Source organism: Lysinibacillus sp. COL-1 (assembly GCF_059814265.1).
Map to the genome: position 1 here is coordinate 3,279,328 of NZ_JCAWSJ010000004.1, position 18,111 is coordinate 3,297,438.

Genomic DNA, 18,111 nt, shown 5'->3' on the forward strand with positions numbered 1-18,111 from the left:
TCTCTTTACGAGCAAATTTATACGCTTAGATTTTTTATACACGATCAGATAAGAGCATTCATTTGTTATGAACAACTATGTTTACGCTTCTGTATATTGTCCTATTTTTTTGAATTTTTCATAACGATCTTCAATTAATTGTTCTCCATTTAGAGAATTTAATGTATGAAGTGTGTCGCTAATGCATTCTTTAATAGAAAGAGCCTGTTTTGCCACATTGCGATGGGCACCACCGATTATTTCAGGGATAATGCCATCTATTACACCAAGTTCTTTTAAATCTGGTGCTGTAATGCGCATAGCTTCTGCCGCTTGCTTAGCAAGGCTACCATCACGCCATAGAATTGAAGCTGCGCCTTCAGGAGAAATAACGGAATATGTTGAGTTCTCTAGCATAAAGACACGGTTTGCTACACCTAGTGCTAGTGCACCACCACTTCCTCCTTCACCAATGACGATACTAATAACAGGTACAGTTAAGCCTGCCATTTCAACAAGATTTCTAGCAATTGCTTCACTTTGTCCTCGTTCTTCAGCAGCTTTACCTGGGTAAGCACCTTTTGTATCAATAAAACAAATAATCGGTCGCTTAAATTTTTCAGCTTGCTTCATCAAACGTAGCGCTTTACGATAGCCCTCTGGATGCGGCATACCAAAATTACGGCGTATATTTTCTTTTGTCGATTTACCACGCTGATGACCAATAATCGTTACTGGCTGCCCTTCAAAAATGGCAATCCCACCTAGAATAGCTGCATCGTCACCAAACGTACGGTCACCATGCAGTTCAATAAAGTCTTCACACATCGCTTCAATATATTGTAAAGTTGTTGGTCTTTCTGGGTGTCTTGCTACCTGCACACGATCCCAAGGCTTCATATTGGCATAAATCGATTGCTCTAATTGCGATAAACGTGTTTCAAGCTTTTCGATTTCTCCTGACATATCTACATCTGCTTCAGCAGCAATTGTTTTTAATTCATCAATTTTCTCTCGTAATTGTACGACTGGTTCTTCAAATGCTAAATTTTTAGGCATGTTGGACGCCACCTTTCGTATGCATTTTTACAAGTAATGAAACTTGCTTACGTAAATCCTTGCGAGGGAAGATAGCATCAAGCTGACCATGCTCTAATAAAAATTCTGCTGTTTGGAAATCGCTTGGCAATTTTTCTCTTACTGTTTCTTCAATAACACGACGACCTGCAAAGCCAATTAATGCTTGTGGCTCGGCAATATTTATATCACCAACAGAAGCAAAGCTTGCGGAAACTCCACCCGTTGTTGGATGCGTTAAAATAGAAATGAACAATAAACCATGATCACTGTGACGCTTTAAAGCCACACTTGTTTTAGCCATCTGCATTAATGACAATACGCCCTCTTGCATACGAGCACCACCACTAGCAGTAAAGATGATAAATGGCACACCTAATGCTGTTGCCTTTTCTATTGCTCGCGTGATTTTTTCACCCACAACGGAGCCCATTGAACCCATGCGGAAATGAGAATCCATAATTGCTACGACGATTTCTTCGCCATCTAACGTTCCGACACCCGTTAGGACAGCCTCATTTAAACCTGTTTTCTCTTGGTCGGCTGAAATTTTTTCTACATAGGCTGGGAAATTAAGGGGATTACTTGTTTGTAAATGATCATCCATTGATTCGAATGAGCCTTCATCTAAAAAATAGTCCACACGCTCTTGTGCTGTCATTTTGAAATGGTGACTACATTTTGTACATACTTTATCGTTTTTTTCTAATTCCTTTGTCAGTTGAATGTGACGACATTCAGGACATTTCGTCATTAACCCTTCTGGAAATGTCTTTTCTTGTCCGTCCTCTTTCTTTTTTCGATTACCACTAAATAAGCTGCGTATTGCCATGTTCGACTCCCCCTTTGTTGTTAGCTAAATGCTTTGTACAGTACTCATCCACTGTTCATAAGCTTTCAATGCTTCTTTTTCGTACCCAAGCTGCATCGATTTTAACATCGTTTGAATGATTAATTTTTCATCTTCTGTTGAGTTTCGATTTAAACGGTCGCCATCATAAGCTGCTAATTGAAACCAGATTTTTAAAGAAAGACGATTCCCTGTCGTAATCAATAACTCTCGTAAAATATCTCGACAATTAACCGCTCCCTCTATTTCTAGTTTCACAAAAAAACTATCCCACACAGGTAGTGTGCGAAGAATCTCTGTACAACTTATTACGCGGATTGCTTCCATTTCATGAATTTGTCGCGTTAATGCGACATCTTTCTTCGATTTTTCATCTTCTAATATAAACATCGACAGTATTTCTACGAGCTGATGCTTATGTGTGGACGCAAGAAAAGTACCACCACCGTGTCTTGTTTCAATAAGCCCTAGCAATTCTAAGCTTCGCAAAGCCTCTCTCACAGAGGATCGCCCGACACCTAGACGCTCTGATAGAACTCGTTCGGAGGGTAGTTTTTCACCTGCTTGGATTTTTTCCATTTTAATGAGTTGACGTAGTTGTTGGACGATTTCTAAAAACACTTTTTTTTGTTCGGTTTTTTTATCCATACGACTAACTCCCCTTATCAAAAAAGTGGTCTGACCACTTTTTAACGTTGATTCTAGCTTACAAAAGAACCGTTCAAAAGTAAAGGAAAAACTGCATAAAATTTATGCAGTTTCTATATTCTTGTTTCATTTCATATCTTTTTTGTCGCTTGTGCATGTTTTACTTTGATTTGTAGCTTACCAAAACGCCTCTCCAACACACCATCAATTACTAGCATTTCATCCTCTAACAATAAATCTTGGACAAGTTGAAAAACTTGAGGGAATAATGTAATCGAAACAGCTCCATACTCATCCTGTAGCTGAACGAAGGCCATTTGCTCCCCTTTTTTTGTACGAATTTTTTTCACTTCTTCAATCATACCAATCATTTTTACATAACTACCGTCACGAAGTTGCTTTAACTCGCGACAAGTACTATTGACATCATGCCAGTGTAGTCTTTCTTGTGCTACTGGATGGGTAGAAATATAAAAACCTAAGCTTTCCTTCTCATGTACTAATTTTTCCTTTTGAGACATCTCTTCTGCCTGCATATATTTTGGCTTACCAAAACTAAGTGTCATAGCTGATGCCAGATCTATATCTTCAGTAGGTCTTAATAACTCCGCATGTTTTAAGGCTGCGTCTACTGTCATGAGAAGAACAGCCCTGTCCTTCTCAAGATAATCAAGCGCTCCAGCATAGATTAATGCTTCCATCACTTTGGCTTTAAAATGCTGTGCACTTAAGGCAACAGCCAAATCAAACATATTATTCAGTACTTCTGGACTTGTTTGACGTAGCGTATTCACTTTTTCTATCAGAGTATGGGGCACACCTTTGATGCCAGATAAGCTGTAGCGAATACCTTCATTTTCTACTGTAAAATACTTTGTACTGTTTTTTAAAGAAGGTGGATAAAATGGGATGCCTTTATCCTTTGCCTCATGGACAAGTTGTTGAATCTTATCGACATTACCTGTTGCATTAGATAATAACGCTGCATAAAAGCTTCGAGGGAAATGCGCCTTTAAATAGGCCATTTGATAAGAAATGACACTATAGGCAACCGCATGACTTTTAGGGAAACCATAATCCGCAAAACGCACAATCAGTTCATAGACTTCTTCCGCTACTTGCTGATCAAAGCCTTGCTGTAATGCCCCTTGAATAAATGCAGCACGTTGCTCCTCTAAAACTTGACGATCTTTTTTACTCACTGCACGGCGCAGTAAATCGGCTTGTCCCATTGTAAATCCTGCGAGAACTGAGGCAATTTTAATAATCTGCTCTTGATAGACAATTACACCAAATGTCTCTTGTAAAATAGGCTCTAACACTGGATGGGGCATCGTAACCATTTCTTTGCCAGCTTTTCTTCTTGCATAGACCGGAATAAAATCCATTGGACCAGGACGATAAAGTGCATTTATAGCTACAATATCTAAAAAGTTCGTAGGATGGATATCACGTAAAGCTTGTTTCATTCCGTCTGATTCTAATTGAAAAATCCCTAGCGTATCCCCTTTTTGTAAAAGTTGAAACGTCTTTTCATCATGCATAGGGATTCGTTCAAATTCTATCCAAGGTCCTCCCACTTTATAAATAGACCAACGTATTTGCTCTAAAATGGTGAGATTACGCAAGCCTAAAAAATCCATTTTGACGAGACCGCACGCTTCAATATCTCCCATCGGCCATTGCGTACTATAAATACCATCATGCCCTTCTTCAATTGGTACCGTATTCACTAATGGCGAAGGGGCGATGACAATACCAGCTGCATGTGTAGAGGAATTTCTAGGCAGACCTTCTAATTTTAGCGCTACCTCGAACCATCGCTGATGCTTTTCATTGTCTGCAAGCCAGTTTTGAAAGTCATGTGATTCTGCCATAGCTCTTTGCAATGTAATACCAGGCTTATTTGGAATCATCTTCGAAATTTTTTCTAATGTCTCTGCCTCAAAACCAAAAACCCTTGCAACATCCCTCGCAACTGCCTTTGCAGACAGTGTGCCAAATGTAATAATTTGCGCAACATTGGCTTTGCCATATTTTTGGGCAACATACTGAATCACTTGATGTCTTTTACTATCAACAAAATCAATATCAATATCAGGTAAAGTAATTCTTTCAGGGTTTAAAAAACGTTCAAATAATAAACCATAGGCAAGTGGATCTACTTGTGTAATGGCGAGGCTATATGCCACAAGGGAACCTGCGGACGAACCACGACCAGGTCCAGTCAAAATGCGATTTTCTTTCGCATAGTGCATAAAATCCGCGACAACTAAAAAATAGTCAGCAAAGCCCATGGAACAAATAATTTCAAGCTCATATTGTAGCCGTTCCCGATAGGCTGTAGGTATCGTCATTTGCTGAAATCTTTCTTCTAATCCTGTAAATGCTTCCTTCATCAGCAAGCTTTCAGCTGTTTCATCTACAGGTACAGGAAATTTAGGCATTTGCACAGACATTTCAGGTACAACAGCTTTACAGCTAGCAAGCATTTGTACACTTGCTTCAAGCCACTGTGGATGATCAGCAAACCAATTTTGCCATTCATCTGCTGTCGGTGCAAAATAGCCTTGCACATCGGCCGTTAGCATAGTGTTTCCTAGCTTATCACCTGTATCAATTGCTCTTGCTACTTCATAAGCAAAATGATCTTCTGGACGTAAAAAATAACAGCTTTGAGTGGCAACAAGCGGAATAGACTGTTCTTCGCACCAAATCACTATTTCTTCTTCATTCGCTGTTTTTACTCCATCTGGTCTAGCGATGCCCACATATAATTGCTGTTGAAATAGCTGAATTAAAGCAGTGACCGCAGTATGCCAATCCTCTAAATCTGCAAAATCATTTGTGGAAAGCAGAGCTATACAACCCGCTGCGTATCCCTCAAGCCACTTCCAAGGCAACACTTCGTCTTGTCTAATGGATATAGCACTACTAATCTTTAATAGCTGTTGATAGCCCTCCTGCGTTTGTGCATACAGAACAAGAGGGATGGTTTTCTCATGCCACTGTACGTTAACGGAAAGCCCAATGACAGCGTGGATACTTGCTTGCTGCAATGCTTTACAAAAAGGCAAAAGCCCGTACAATTTCGTATTAACGATTGCACAGGCCTGTGTCTTTTGCTCTTGTAAAAAAGGAATCAATTGCTCAAGCCGAATTGTGCTTTTCAATAAATCCGCGCTCGTATACATTTTCGTATATACATGTGTCAAATGAATCCCTTCCTTTTCTCTGTTAATGATACGCCTTACACATTTCTTGTAATCTTGAAATAACGTGGTCAGCTTCCTCCCATGAATAAGCTGTCGCACCAGATGCAAGCGGATGTCCTCCACCATTAAATTCTTTTGCTAATGTATTAATAACAGGTCCCTTCGAACGTAGACGTACTCGTATTTGATCTACTTCTTCAATGAAAACAACCCACGCGCATATCCCTTTGACACTGCCAAGGCATCCTACTAATAAAGAGGCCTCAGATGGCACTGTATTATATTCCGCTAACAATTCCTTTGTTAGCTTTACATAGGCAGCCCCATGCTCATCCATTGTAAAGTTTTGATAAATATAGCCTTGTAAATTAAGTAGCTTTTGCTCCATTTCATACATACCATCAAAAATTTGATTTCGATCAAAATCATATGTAATCAGCTCTGAAGCCACTTTAAATGTTTTCGCTGTCGTGCTTGGGAACTGGAATCTTCCTGTATCCCCTACAATTCCTGCAAATAATAAGCGTGCAGCAGCATCTGTAAGTTGCCAGCTAGCAACTGCCTTGCCTTCTTCATACAATTCATAAATCATTTCACTGCATGAGCTTGCTGTCGTATCTACCCATAATAAGTCACCATATGCATCGTCATTTGGGTGGTGATCAATTTTTATCACCATTTTTCCTTTTGTATAGCGTTGATCGTCAACCCGCTCTGTATTGGCTGTGTCTGTGACAATTACTAAAGCATTGTCGTACATATCATCTGCTATTTCATCAGGCTGTGCCATAAACGATAAGGAAGCGTCATGTTCACCAACAGCAAAGACCTTTTTCTCAGGGTAGTTGGCTAAAATAATCTCTTTTAAACCTTGCTGAGAACCATAAGCATCCGGATCTGGACGTACATGACGATGAATAATGATTGTTTCAAAGGCCTTAATTGTGTCGATGATTTGTCTTTTCACCTTAAATTCCTCCAAAATGATAGTAAGAACCGTTAGCATTTTTTTATAATTATCGTTACAATAATGTCTAGTTATGCTAGGAGGTTTACTATGCTCAATTTAATATTTGTATTTGCGATTATCATATCTTTTGTTTTTTACTTCTATTTTAAAACAAAACAATTCCGTTCTCCATTACCAATCGCCAAAAATTGGTATAAAAGTAAGGCGAATATCGGCTTAGGTTCCTTAATTTTATCCTTCGCTTTAAATCAAGCTTATTTATTCCCAGGCTTATTTACATTTATTATTGTAGCAATTCTTGTCGCACTAGGCATCTTAGTTGTTATAGAAAATATAAAAAAAGCACGCCATTATGGGCAATTTGTTGAGGAAGAATTCCGCATTAATCAATAATATATGTAACAAAGGGATGACCAAGCAATTGCGCTAGGCCATCCCTTTTTCAATACTTAACGTTCTAATAGTTGGAACATCATCATTGCCTTACCGACAAGCATTTGTTGATTATACACTTCGAAGTCCATTTTCACAAACTTACGACTCATGTCTAAAATGCGAGGCTTAACCGTAAGCGTACTTTCCATTTGAACCGGCTTAATAAAATAAATAGTCATATTCTCAGCCACTGCATCACCACGTTTACGGCGTTTTAAGGCAAATGAACCAACTTCAGCTAGTAAAGTTGTAAAAGCACCATATGAAATGGCCCCATATTGATTGGTCATTTGTGGTGTGACTTTAAACTCTACTATTAGTTCTTCATCACCCAGTACCTTCATTTCATTTTTCACTAAATCATCAATCGTTTCACCGTGCTGAGGCTGTCTTTGTGCTAATTGCAGCGCCTTAAGTACATCCTGACGACTAATAACACCTTGCAAAACATTGTCATCATCAACAATTGGTAAAAGATCAATTCCTTCCCAAATCATACGATGCCCAGCAGAAGCGACACTCATTTTCATGGAACCAGCAATCGGATTTTTTGTCATTACTTTTTCAACTAGCTCGTTCTCTTCACGACCAATAACGTCTTTTACGGTAATCATCCCGACTAATTTATTTTGATGTGTGACAACAGGAAATGCACCATGTGTTGTGCGTTCATTTAACTTATGAAAATGATGGATCGTTTCATCATTTTTTAAGGCAGCCGTGTCAGTCATTGGGACATAAATATCTTCAATAAATAAAATATCTTTTTTGATTAATTGGTCATAAATTGCTCGGTTAATCATTGTTGCTACTGTAAACGTATCATAGCTTGTTGAAATAATGGGTAAATCTAATGAATCCGCAAGTATTTTATTATCTTCCGTTGTATCAAAACCGCCAGTGATTAAAACAGCTGCACCCGCTCGAAGTGCATTTTCATGTGCCTTAATCCGGTTACCAACAATCAATAAGCTACCTGCATCTGTATAACGCATCATGTCTTCTAATTGCATTGCACCAATGACAAATTTCGTTAACGTTTTATGTAGACCCGATTTTCCACCTAAAACTTGGCCATCGACAATATTGACAATTTCTGCAAAAGTTAAGCGTTCAATATTTTCTTTCTTTTTTTTCTCAATGCGAATTGTTCCAACACGCTCAATCGAACTTACTAAGCGACGATTTTCCGCTTCCTTTATGGCACGATAAGCCGTCCCTTCACTCACTTGCATTTCTTTCGCTATTTGACGTACTGAAATTTTATCACCCACGGGTAGTGATTCGATGTATTGTAAAATTTTCTCATGTTTTGTAGACAAAATATCACCTATTTCCTAAGCTTCTATTCTGCTCTTAGTGTACCATATTTTTTATAAAAATATTTAATATAAAGTGATCAAATTGTTTAACTTTCCCCATCATTTCAACTACTAGCGTGGTGTCAATTCATATAGTACAGCCCTATCAACGATTAGAAACAGTTTACTTTTTCGCCAGCTTTCAAAATTTGAACCTCTGTATTTTGCACTAAATCTGCAAAAATTTGTGGATCCTGCTCGATTGGTGGGAATGTATTGTAATGAATTGGTACGACAATTTTCGGCTTTAAGAATGAAACCGCGCAAGCTGCATCCTCTGGTCCCATTGTAAAATTATCCCCAATCGGTAAAAATGCAATATCAATAGGGTGTCGTTCGCCAATTAATTTCATATCACTAAATAGAGCTGTATCACCTGCATGATAAATCGTTAATCCCTCAACAAATAATAAAACCCCTGCCGGCATACCCATATAAATTATTTCATTATTTTCTGTTACATAAGATGAACCGTGAAAGGCTTGTGTAAACTTCACCTTACCAAAGTCAAACTCCTTAGCACCACCAATATGCATTGGATGTGCTTTTACACCTTGCCAAGAGATCCAATTAGCTAATTCATTTGGAGCAATGACTAACGCATCTTTTTTCTTCGCTAGCTCCACTGTGTCCCCAACATGATCATTATGTCCATGTGTAAGTACAATAATATCTGGTGCTTCTCCTGCCACCGTTAAGTCTGTTTGCCCATTGCCATTAATAAAAGGGTCAATTAAAATTGTTTTCCCGTTTGTTTGAATTTTGACAACTGAATGTCCATGATAACTAATTTCCATTTTAAAATCCTCCTCGAAAACCAAATTACAGTTCATCATTTTAATTCGCTACTCATGCGCTTTTTCCCTTTTTTTGATATGCTTGTACAGAGAATAATCGTAGTGTTCTCTAACAGCCTTATACCCTGTTAGCGCACAATTATTCAGTACTAGAAAAGGAACATCGACATTGCTTTATAGAGTCGACGCTTTTTTACGTAAAATTTCCCATGTACTAAAAGGAGGACATATTGATGTCAAAGGTCGAAGAAATCCAAAGTTATTTACAGCAACATCACATCGATGCAGCATTTGTAACAACACCTGACAATGTTTTTTACGTTTCAGGCTTTAAAAGTGATCCACATGAAAGATTACTAGGAGTCATGATTTTTAAAGATGCCGAGCCTTTTCTAATTTGTCCACAAATGGAGATTCCAGATGCGAAGGCAGCAGGTTGGTCTTATGAGGTAATCGGCCATCAGGATACTGAAAACTCAATGGACGTTCTTGCGCAAGCAATCATTTCACGCCAAGTTAATCCGACTACGTTTGCTATTGAAAAAGCGCAACTAATCGTCGAGCGTTTAGAAGCTTTACAGCAATCATTCCCACAGGCTAACTTTGTTCGCCTTGATGAAAAGATTAATGCTATGCGCGTCATCAAAGATGGGACTGAATTAGAAAAATTACGTAAAGCTGCGGAGCTAGCAGACTATGCAATTGAAATCGGTTGTAAGGAGATCGCTGAAGGGAAAACAGAAATGGAAATTCTAAAAGCGATTGAAAGTGCTATTCAAGATAAAGGTTGCAAAATGTCCTTTGAAACAATGGTATTAAGTGGTCCAAAAACGGCCTCTCCTCACGGCAAGCCAGGTGCACGTAAAATTGAAAAAGGGGATATGGTATTATTTGACCTTGGGGTTATTTACGATGGCTATTGCTCAGATATTACGCGTACTGTTGCCTTTGGGGAGCCTAGTGAAGCACAGAAGGAAATTTATCACGCTGTTTTAGCTGCCAATACAAATGCTGTCGCAGCTGTAAAACCAGGTATTCGTGCGATGGACTTAGATAAAATTGCACGTGATACTATCACAGAAGCTGGCTATGGTGAATATTTCACTCACCGTCTTGGTCATGGCCTTGGAATTTCTGTGCATGAATTCCCATCCGTTACAGGTGCAAATGAAATGACGATGGAAGAAGGCATGGTCTTTACAATTGAGCCAGGGATTTATAAATCAGATGTGACAGGCGTACGCATTGAGGATGATGTAGTTGTAACGAAAGATGGCGTTGAAGTATTAACAAAATTCCCGAAAGATTTAATTGTTCTATAATTACACACAAAAAAAGGAAGCAACTAGTGTAGTGCTTCCTTTTTTGATTTATTGAATTAACTCATCCACTTCGACAAATGGAAGACCTTGTGAATCTGCCACTGCTTTATAGACTAGTTGTCCATCTAATGTATTCACACCTTTTTTCAGTGCCGCATTATCTAGGCAAGCTTGTTTATAGCCTTTGTTTGCAATTTGAAGTGCATATGGAATTGTATTATTTGTTAAAGCAATTGTTGATGTGCGCGGTACTGCTCCTGGCATATTTGCTACTGCATAATGTACTACGCCATGTTTCACGTATGTTGGGTCATCATGAGTTGTCACACGATCAGACGAAGCAAAAATACCGCCTTGGTCAATCGCAATATCGACTACAACAGAGCCAGCTTGCATTGACTGAATCATTTCTTCAGATACAAGTTTCGGTGCTTTTGCGCCTGGTATTAACACCGCACCAATGACTAAATCTGAATCTTTCACTGATTCTGCAATATTATAAGGATTTGAAATTAATGTTTGAACATCACGACCAAACAGATCTTCTAATTGACGTAAACGTTCTGGGCTTAAATCGATTACTGTCACATCCGCACCCATGCCAACAGCGATTTTTGCAGCATTTGTTCCTGCGATACCACCACCGATTATTGTCACCTTGCCACGCTGCACACCTGAAACGCCACCTAATAAAATACCTTTACCAGCATGGTTTCTTTCTAAGAACTGTGCACCGATTTGCGTAGCCATTTTACCAGCTACTTCACTCATAGGCGTTAACAATGGTAATGAACCGTTTGCTAATTGCACTGTTTCGTAGGCAATACCTACAACCTTTTTATTTAAAAGTGCCTGAGTTAGTTCAACCTCTGGCGCTAAGTGTAAATACGTAAATAAAATTTGACCTTCATAGAAATAATCATATTCAGAAGCTACAGGTTCTTTTACCTTCATGATCATTTCTTGTGACCATGCTTCTTTAGCAGTTTGAACAATATGAGCTCCTGCTGCAATGTAATCAGCATCCGTAAAGCTTGACCCTAAGCCTGCTCCAGTTTCAATGTATACCTCATGACCTGCGTGTGTTAAAGTTACAACTCCTGCTGGTGTCATGGCTACACGATTCTCATTGTTTTTAATTTCCTTTGGAATACCAATCTTCATTGTTTCCTATCCCCTTCCATAGCATAAAAAATAAGCATCATTATTATGTAACTAAGAATTGATGCACCCCTTGCCATTCCATATTACCAAACAAATGCAAAAAAAGCTTTAACTAAAGCAAATACAAATAAAATTTCTAACATTTATAAAATACTAAATATTTAAACGATGAATAATGGTATAAATTATTATATTTGAAAACTAAAAAGACGGCTATAACAGTTGCTAACGAAGTAAATACTTCCACAAGTTCTACCGATCAAAAGGCGTTTACACGCTGTAAATAGTGGGAATTAAGTAAGTGTATATAATTGACATTTTGAAATGAAATGTCTTCACTTTTTCATATTTTTCTTTCGGAAAGTATTTCCTTTAGAAAATCATTTGGTATAATCAACATATACAAATCAGGGAGGTTTTTCAAAATGGCTAATCATTATAAAAGCATTGTTGTTGCAGTAGACGGCTCAAAAGAAGCTGAATATGCATTTCGTAAGTCAATTGATGTTGCAAAACGAAACGAAGGTGCTGTCTTAAATCTAGTAAATGTTATTGATACACGTTCATTCGCTGCAATCGAAGCATATGACCGTTCCATTGCAGAACGTGCTCAAGCATTCTCTGAAGAGCTATTAAATGGTTACAAAAAACAAGCTGAAGATGAAGGCTTAACAAACGTTAATCTTATCATTGAGTACGGCTCTCCTAAAAATATCATTACAAAAGAGCTTTCTAAAGTCGTAGACGCAGATCTAATCATTTGTGGTGCAACTGGTCTAAATGCAGTTGAACGCTTCCTAATCGGTTCAGTATCTGAAGCAATTGTACGTTCAGCTAAATGTGACGTACTTGTTATCCGTACACCAGAAAACTAATTCGCAATACATAAAAAGGTATCCTTCCATAGGATACCTTTTTACATTGTGTTGAAAAACAAAACGATCACTAGAATTTCTATGAAGGGTGAAAAAGGCTTTTCATTCTAAAGGACGCTGGTCCAACAGAAATCACCCTCACCTTACCAAAAGGTCTTTTTCTGCTAGTAGTAACATCATCTTTTTACTTATGTCGGCTTCCAGAGCAATTATTTGCCCTCTTTCCACATCCTCACTTTTTCAAAGAACAGCGCAAGAGCTTGCTTATTCTGCATATTCGGTACTTTTGCTAATAGTACTTCTTTAGGTGCTTTCAATTCCTTTGCTTGCTTTTGCAAAATCACAATACTTTTTTCTAATGCCTTATTGGCAAACATAGCCTCAGGTAATTGAATAATGGCTTGAATCCAAGCATGCTTTTGAATGTACTTGTGTAGTTGCTTAGACTGCTCGGAGTCAAAAAGATGTGATGGCGCAAGGAAAAATAAATAGCCGCCATCCTTCGTATAATTCATCGATTGCTCAATGAATAGATGATGAGCATAACTCATCCCCTCTGCTGCGCATAATTCATAATCGAGTGCTACTTCTTCATTAGGATAATAGCCTACAGGTAAATCACAAACAACGGCATCCACTGGGTTTACCAATAAATCTTCTAAGGCATCTTGACGGTATAAGGAAATAGGCTGTTCTGTTAAATCAGCAGTAGCAGCAGCAAGACGAATTAATAGCTCGTCAACCTCTACGCCTGTCGCTTCCACTTTTCCATCTAATAAATTCATGACTGTTAGTAGTAAATTCCCCGTACCTACGGCTGGGTCCATAATTGACATTTTTTCGTTTGCAAGGCGCTCTTCAAATATTTGCTCCACAAAATAGCCAACTAGTAACCCTAACGTATCAGGTGTCATTTGATGGTTTGGCTGCGACCCTTTGCGCATTCCTTTTAAAATAGCGATTTGAATAGCTTTGCGAATATCCTCTTTTGTTGCATCCTTTTGTGAAAAATTCACTTCGCCATCAAGCCATGCCTCAAGACCATCTAGCAACCCTTCTAACAATGTTAAATCTTGTTCTTTTTCGATCTTTTCAGCATGCTCATTTAGCAGACCAAATAATTTCTCGATGTTTTCCATATTTAAACTTCCTTTCACGCAGAAAAGAGCCGTGACAAACTCTCGTCACAGCCCCTTTGTCTAGTATTATCTTAGCCTAAAAGCAGCTCATTATGCTAGTGCTTTAACAGCTGCAATGGCCGCTTCATAGTTTGGATGATCTGTAGCTTCAGGTACATATTCAACATATGTTACTTTATTATTTGCATCCACAACGAATACTGCACGTGTCAGAAGACGTAATTCTTGAATGTACACGCCATACGCTTCACCAAATGAAAGATCGCGGTGATCTGATACAGTTTGCACTGCATCAATACCTGCTGCACCACACCAACGCTTTTGAGCGAATGGAAGATCGACAGATACTGTATAAATAACTACATTGTCACCCAGGTTAGCTGCTTCTTCATTAAAACGGCGTGTTTGTGCATCACATACACCAGTATCTAATGATGGTACAACACTAAATAGACGAATTTTACCTTCTGAATCATTTAATGTTACAGGTGATAGGTCATTCGCTAATACCGTAAAATCTGGAGCTTGATCGCCCACCTTTACTTCATTTCCTACTAGTGTTACTGGACCATTTTTAAATGTTACTTGTGCCATATAAACGCCTCCTTATTTCATATGTACATAATATTACTAAATGAAGGGAATTAATTGCAACTAAGATAGCTTACTTTAGAAGAACTAGCTTAGAAATAGGAAAGACTGTCTCGAATTAGGAGACAGCCTTTTGTTTATTGTTCATTTTTTTCCTCTAGCTTGGCTAGTTCTATTTTTTCCTCTTGCACAGTCGTTTCTATCTGCTCTTGCTGTTTTGGCAAAGCGGCTGGTGCTGGATCCTTTTCAACAAAGACTTTTTCGTGCACCACTGCTGTATCTGCAAAATAATCATGTAACCCTTGATTTTCTGGTAAAATGACTACCAAAATATACAGAGGCATAAAAATATTATTGATAATGCGGCCAATCCAATCACGGAATAACACATCTGACCAAGTAAGCTTATCATGCTTTAATGAAATAACACGTAAGCCAAAAACCATTTTTCCAAGTGTTTGCCCAAAGAACTTTGTCATCAGTACAAAATAGCTATAATAGAGGATCGCTGTGATGATTGAAATCGGTGCATACCAAACAGATTCTGATAAGGACCAATCCATTAGATAAAAGATAGGATTGATAAGTATTCCAACTACAGCAGAAATAATGAATCCATCTAATAAAAATGCCCAAAACCGAATCCAAAAACCAGCCGTTTTTAAAGCATAGTTTTTATGCTTTATTGACTCATCTGGAGCGTTCATAAGAAAGCCATTTTCCATAGAGGGTGAACCTTGCATAACAAATTCATTGTTTGTCATTGTACTCCCTCCTTAGTATTCCCCGTATAAATACATCATTTTCGGTGCACTGTAGTCGGTCATAATTTTCATTAGCATTTTTTCTTCTGCAGATGGACCAAACATGGAGCCAATTTTCATCCCAACGTATGATTGCCAGCCTCCCATATCGTACGCATACTCAAATAAAGCAGCATCTTCCAGTCCATAATCTGCACGTAGAGCAGCGATGGCTGCTTCTTCATCACCAATTTCATCGATTAAACCTGCTTCAAGCGCTTTTGTGCCACCAAGAATACGACCATCTGCAACCTTCTTCACTTCTGCTTCAGACATATTACGTCCCTGCTCTACAATGTCTACAAATTCTTCATACGTTTCATTAATCATATCCTGCATCATTGCACGTTCTTCTGGTGTCACTTCACGCATTGGGCTTAGCATATCCTTATGCTCCCCTGATTTAAACGTTTCAAATTTAACACCTACTTTTTCAGCCAATGCTTGGTAGTTAATGGATTGCATAATGACGCCAATTGAGCCTGTTATTGTATCACGATGGGCAAAGATTTTATCTGCAGGTGCTGAAATATAATAACCACCTGATGCTGCCATCGAATCCATCGATACATAAATTGGAATTTGTCGTTCTTCTTTAATTTTTAGCAGCTTTTTATAGATTTCTGCAGATTCTTTCACACCACCACCTGGTGAATTGACGCTTAAAACAACGCCCTGTATCGAATCATCATACAAAATATTATCCAATTGCTCTAAGAAAAATGTATGATCATAGGCAACTGGTTGCCATAATGTACTTGAGCCGATATCTTGAATCGCTCCATCTACCTTTAAATAAGCAATTCGCTTATCAAAATTGTCCCCTTCAATGACATTTTCATATACATCTAAATTATTCCCAGCCATCAAACTATCAAAATTACCTAGGAAATCTGCTTTAAATAGGGCAAAAATGGTATTAATTCCTAATGAAAATAGTAAAAGAACACCTGCGACTACTAAAGCAACCCACCTTTTTACATTCATGTCTTTCCGCCTCCTCAACACGTAATACGAATGACTTGCTTATTTGTTTCATTTTTTTGCAATAATATGCAAAAAGCTTGTTGCTATTTATTTCCTCATATTACCTTACCTAAAAAAATAAAAAAAATCAAAGTCCATACCTTTGCATGAACTTTGATTTTCGACATTATTTCCTAGGAAATGATGATGAATGCCATTGCTTTGTTTCTTGTTGTCGTAATTCAACTCGTCGAATTTTTCCAGAGGATGTTTTGGGTAGCTCTTCGACAAATTCAATAGCACGTGGATATTTATATGGGGCAGTCAATGATTTCACATGACTTTGAAGTGTTTGAATAAGTGTTTCATCACCAATTTCACCATTACGAAGAACAATAAATGCCTTTACAATATTTCCTCGAACTTTATCTGGACTGGCAATGACAGCAGCTTCTTTCACAGTTGGATGCTTCATCAAAGCATCCTCTACTTCAAAGGGACCAATTGTATAACCCGAGGAGATAATGACATCATCTCCTCGACCCTCAAACCAAAAGTAGCCATCTTCATCTTTGTAGGCACGATCTCCTGTTATATACCAATCACCACGGAATTGTAAATTTGTACGTTCAGGATCATTTAAATATTTTTTAAAGAGAGCTGGTGTTTCACGATGAACAGCAATATCACCCACCTCTCCCACTGCAACAGGATTGCCGAAATCGTTAATAATATTAACGGTGTTGCCAGGAGTAGGTTTTCCCATTGAGCCAACTCGCGCCTCCATCCCTACCATTGTACCAACAAGTAATGTATTTTCCGTTTGACCATAGCCATCTCGCACTTGTAAATGGAATGTTTCTGAAAATACGTTGATAACCTCACTATTTAACGGTTCACCTGCTGATACAGCTTGGCGAATTGCATGTAAATCATATGCGTGTAAATTTTCAAGTGATGCCATAAAACGATATTCAGTTGGTGTACAGCATAATACATTGATTTTGAATTTTTCAAGCATTGCCAAATAGGAAGCAGCATCAAATTTACCTTTGTAAACAAATGCAGTAGCACCACTGCCTAATGTAGCGAGAAAGGGACTCCATATCCATTTTTGCCATCCAGGTGCTGCTGTTGCCCAAACAATATCATTTTCTTGTACACCTAACCAATGTGGTGCTGTTGTTCGTAAATGAGCATAGCCCCAGCTGTGTGTATGTACCGCTGCCTTCGGGTTACCTGTTGTGCCGCTTGTATAGGCTAAAAATGCATTATCAGTACTTTTTGTCGGGGTCGGATTTATGTAAGTTGTAGGTTGATGGTGCATTTTTTCTAGTAAAGGCTGCCAAGGCTCATGTGCTTTCCCTATGACAAATTGCTGTATGCCCTGTAAATTTCCAACTTCATCAAATTGTTCAATATAGGGCTCATAGGCAACAACCCCTTTAGCATTGGCGTGATGAATGCGATACTCAATATCTTTTGTTCTTAACATTTCTGAGCTTGGAATGATGGTTAAACCTGCTTTTAATGCTGCAATATAAACAATATATGCTTCCACTGAGCGTGGTACCATCACTAAAATCACATCACCCTTCGTTAAACCTTGTAAGGTGAAAACATGTGCTGCTTGATTCGCTTTTTCCATCAAATGTGCATATGTAATAAATTGTACAGCTTGATTTTCTTCATAAATAATTAAAGCATTTTTCGTTGCATCCTGAGCATATTTTTCAATTTCCTCTGTTATGTTATACCATTCTGGTGCAACTAAATCTTGTCTTTTCATGGCAGATGCCCCCTTTTGCTATGACACATTATAAAACTCCTTTTTCAGTATTTTCAATGGTTTGCGCTTAATTTAGGTAAAGTCATGACAACTATCATACCTAGCTATATGGCATCAGTCACGTTTTGTC

General features: G+C 38.3%; 16 protein-coding genes. 3 read left to right on the forward strand and 13 right to left on the reverse strand.

Annotated elements, in window-relative coordinates:
• Window positions 1-81 precede the first annotated feature (81 nt).
• The 5 genes from AC6BKE_RS24415 to AC6BKE_RS24435 form a co-directional block, all read right to left on the reverse strand.
• Window positions 82-1,038 carry an acetyl-CoA carboxylase carboxyltransferase subunit alpha gene (locus AC6BKE_RS24415; RefSeq protein WP_036118918.1) on the reverse strand — a complete coding sequence of 319 codons (957 nt, stop codon included), beginning with the start codon at window positions 1,036-1,038 and terminating at the stop codon, window positions 82-84.
• Entirely contained in the window at window positions 1,031-1,888 is an 858-nt protein-coding gene (accD, locus tag AC6BKE_RS24420) for an acetyl-CoA carboxylase, carboxyltransferase subunit beta (RefSeq protein ID WP_036118916.1), read from the reverse strand. The genes AC6BKE_RS24415 and accD overlap by 8 nt, the downstream gene beginning before the upstream one ends.
• 24 nt (window positions 1,889-1,912) lie before the next feature.
• Window positions 1,913-2,554 (reverse strand): FadR/GntR family transcriptional regulator, encoded by a 642-nt coding sequence (locus AC6BKE_RS24425; RefSeq protein ID WP_036118914.1) that lies wholly within the window; start codon window positions 2,552-2,554, stop codon window positions 1,913-1,915.
• 131 nt (window positions 2,555-2,685) lie between these two features.
• Entirely contained in the window at window positions 2,686-5,769 is a 3,084-nt protein-coding gene (gene dnaE, locus AC6BKE_RS24430; protein WP_036118912.1) for a DNA polymerase III subunit alpha, read from the reverse strand.
• Window positions 5,770-5,791: 22 nt separating this feature from the next.
• The gene (locus AC6BKE_RS24435; protein ID WP_036118911.1) at window positions 5,792-6,736 is read right to left on the reverse strand and encodes a DHH family phosphoesterase; all 945 of its coding nucleotides are present in this window, start codon (window positions 6,734-6,736) and stop codon (window positions 5,792-5,794) included.
• A gap of 90 nt (window positions 6,737-6,826) precedes the next feature.
• On the opposite strand from AC6BKE_RS24435, the gene AC6BKE_RS24440 reads away from it, so the two are divergent.
• Entirely contained in the window at window positions 6,827-7,132 is a 306-nt protein-coding gene (locus AC6BKE_RS24440) for a YtpI family protein (RefSeq protein WP_036118909.1), read from the forward strand.
• Between the two features lie 56 nt (window positions 7,133-7,188).
• Here the strand turns inward: AC6BKE_RS24440 and AC6BKE_RS24445 are convergent, their stop codons facing one another.
• Window positions 7,189-8,496: a DRTGG domain-containing protein gene (locus tag AC6BKE_RS24445; protein ID WP_036118907.1), complete on the reverse strand. Its 1,308-nt coding sequence runs from the start codon at window positions 8,494-8,496 to the stop codon at window positions 7,189-7,191.
• Between the two features lie 152 nt (window positions 8,497-8,648).
• On the reverse strand, window positions 8,649-9,332 hold the full coding sequence (locus AC6BKE_RS24450; RefSeq protein WP_089934174.1) for a metal-dependent hydrolase: 684 nt from the start codon (window positions 9,330-9,332) through the stop codon (window positions 8,649-8,651).
• 233 nt (window positions 9,333-9,565) lie between these two features.
• Here AC6BKE_RS24450 and AC6BKE_RS24455 point away from each other — a divergent pair, with 233 nt between their 5' ends.
• Window positions 9,566-10,654, forward strand: coding sequence for a M24 family metallopeptidase (locus AC6BKE_RS24455; RefSeq protein WP_271910706.1), 1,089 nt, complete (start codon window positions 9,566-9,568; stop codon window positions 10,652-10,654).
• A 48-nt stretch (window positions 10,655-10,702) separates the two neighbouring features.
• Here AC6BKE_RS24455 and ald read toward each other — a convergent pair whose 3' ends face one another.
• Window positions 10,703-11,818, reverse strand: a complete 1,116-nt coding sequence (gene ald, locus AC6BKE_RS24460; RefSeq protein ID WP_036118902.1) for an alanine dehydrogenase — start codon at window positions 11,816-11,818, stop codon at window positions 10,703-10,705.
• A 425-nt stretch (window positions 11,819-12,243) separates the two neighbouring features.
• Between ald and AC6BKE_RS24465 the strand changes: the two genes are divergently transcribed.
• The gene (locus tag AC6BKE_RS24465; protein ID WP_036118901.1) at window positions 12,244-12,693 is read left to right on the forward strand and encodes a universal stress protein; all 450 of its coding nucleotides are present in this window, start codon (window positions 12,244-12,246) and stop codon (window positions 12,691-12,693) included.
• Between the two features lie 209 nt (window positions 12,694-12,902).
• Here AC6BKE_RS24465 and AC6BKE_RS24470 read toward each other — a convergent pair whose 3' ends face one another.
• The 5 genes from AC6BKE_RS24470 to mbcS form a co-directional block, all read right to left on the reverse strand.
• Window positions 12,903-13,832 carry a class I SAM-dependent methyltransferase gene (locus tag AC6BKE_RS24470; RefSeq protein ID WP_271910709.1) on the reverse strand — a complete coding sequence of 310 codons (930 nt, stop codon included), beginning with the start codon at window positions 13,830-13,832 and terminating at the stop codon, window positions 12,903-12,905.
• A 90-nt stretch (window positions 13,833-13,922) separates the two neighbouring features.
• Window positions 13,923-14,426 (reverse strand): thiol peroxidase, encoded by a 504-nt coding sequence (gene tpx / locus AC6BKE_RS24475; protein WP_004226187.1) that lies wholly within the window; start codon window positions 14,424-14,426, stop codon window positions 13,923-13,925.
• A gap of 134 nt (window positions 14,427-14,560) precedes the next feature.
• Window positions 14,561-15,187 (reverse strand): RDD family protein, encoded by a 627-nt coding sequence (locus tag AC6BKE_RS24480; protein ID WP_036118898.1) that lies wholly within the window; start codon window positions 15,185-15,187, stop codon window positions 14,561-14,563.
• A gap of 12 nt (window positions 15,188-15,199) precedes the next feature.
• Entirely contained in the window at window positions 15,200-16,213 is a 1,014-nt protein-coding gene (gene sppA / locus AC6BKE_RS24485; RefSeq protein ID WP_036118896.1) for a signal peptide peptidase SppA, read from the reverse strand.
• Window positions 16,214-16,379: 166 nt separating this feature from the next.
• Window positions 16,380-17,981: an acyl-CoA synthetase MbcS gene (mbcS, locus tag AC6BKE_RS24490; protein ID WP_499858186.1), complete on the reverse strand. Its 1,602-nt coding sequence runs from the start codon at window positions 17,979-17,981 to the stop codon at window positions 16,380-16,382.
• Window positions 17,982-18,111: the final 130 nt, after the last annotated feature.

Coding starts and splice junctions, on each gene's coding strand:
- accD (WP_036118916.1), bottom strand. CDS start 1,888: ATGGCAATACGCAGCTTATTTAGTGGTAATCGAAAAAAGAAAGAGGAC.
- AC6BKE_RS24480 (WP_036118898.1), bottom strand. CDS start 15,187: ATGACAAACAATGAATTTGTTATGCAAGGTTCACCCTCTATGGAAAAT.
- AC6BKE_RS24415 (WP_036118918.1), bottom strand. CDS start 1,038: ATGCCTAAAAATTTAGCATTTGAAGAACCAGTCGTACAATTACGAGAG.
- AC6BKE_RS24425 (WP_036118914.1), bottom strand. CDS start 2,554: ATGGATAAAAAAACCGAACAAAAAAAAGTGTTTTTAGAAATCGTCCAA.
- AC6BKE_RS24450 (WP_089934174.1), bottom strand. CDS start 9,332: ATGGAAATTAGTTATCATGGACATTCAGTTGTCAAAATTCAAACAAAC.
- tpx (WP_004226187.1), bottom strand. CDS start 14,426: ATGGCACAAGTAACATTTAAAAATGGTCCAGTAACACTAGTAGGAAAT.
- AC6BKE_RS24440 (WP_036118909.1), top strand. CDS start 6,827: ATGCTCAATTTAATATTTGTATTTGCGATTATCATATCTTTTGTTTTT.
- AC6BKE_RS24465 (WP_036118901.1), top strand. CDS start 12,244: ATGGCTAATCATTATAAAAGCATTGTTGTTGCAGTAGACGGCTCAAAA.
- ald (WP_036118902.1), bottom strand. CDS start 11,818: ATGAAGATTGGTATTCCAAAGGAAATTAAAAACAATGAGAATCGTGTA.
- AC6BKE_RS24470 (WP_271910709.1), bottom strand. CDS start 13,832: ATGGAAAACATCGAGAAATTATTTGGTCTGCTAAATGAGCATGCTGAA.
- AC6BKE_RS24455 (WP_271910706.1), top strand. CDS start 9,566: ATGTCAAAGGTCGAAGAAATCCAAAGTTATTTACAGCAACATCACATC.
- sppA (WP_036118896.1), bottom strand. CDS start 16,213: ATGAATGTAAAAAGGTGGGTTGCTTTAGTAGTCGCAGGTGTTCTTTTA.
- mbcS (WP_499858186.1), bottom strand. CDS start 17,981: ATGAAAAGACAAGATTTAGTTGCACCAGAATGGTATAACATAACAGAG.